Here is a 537-nt window from a genome sequence, read left to right on the forward strand (position 1 = left end):
ACCTGAAAGCTGAACAATTTACCTTATTAGCGCAATTGCCCTCCCCACTGGATTGGCAATTAGTTTCAGCGGCTTTGAAGATGCAAGAACCGGGGCTAACCGCTTTGCTAACCAGTGAAACAGACCAGGCTATTGCTGGCTTTACTGGCAGTGCAGATCGCCACCAGCACCAGGCCGGTGATGTGGTGCATACCCGCTACATACGAAAACACAGCAACAGTGGGTTATTAGCCTTTACCACGTTACCTTTATGGTCGTTAAATTTACTCGATCATAGTGAGATCCTGGTGAGCTGGTTGAATTGGTTTGTGGACCACGCAGGCATTGCTGAACGAATCATCGAACCTAACGCGCCATCAACTGACTACACACCAGATAATTACGATCTGGTTGTATTGCTACTACTCTATGCTGGAAGTGGCATGAGCTTACAAGCGTTGTCTGAGCATAACGCGGTTAAGCTGATGTTTGACGTTAACAGCCTTGATATTGTCAAGCGGGGTGAGATGTTGCGGCAGCACGATTTTATCAACGAAG

General features: G+C 47.5%; 1 pseudogene. It reads left to right on the forward strand.

The annotated features are described in order from the left end of the window. Positions 1–537 (forward strand): annotated as a pseudogene (locus EPG66_RS22830) (hypothetical protein); the annotation flags it as partial.

Source organism: Pantoea pleuroti, from assembly GCF_014156615.1.
Lineage (GTDB): Bacteria > Pseudomonadota > Gammaproteobacteria > Enterobacterales > Enterobacteriaceae > Pantoea > Pantoea agglomerans.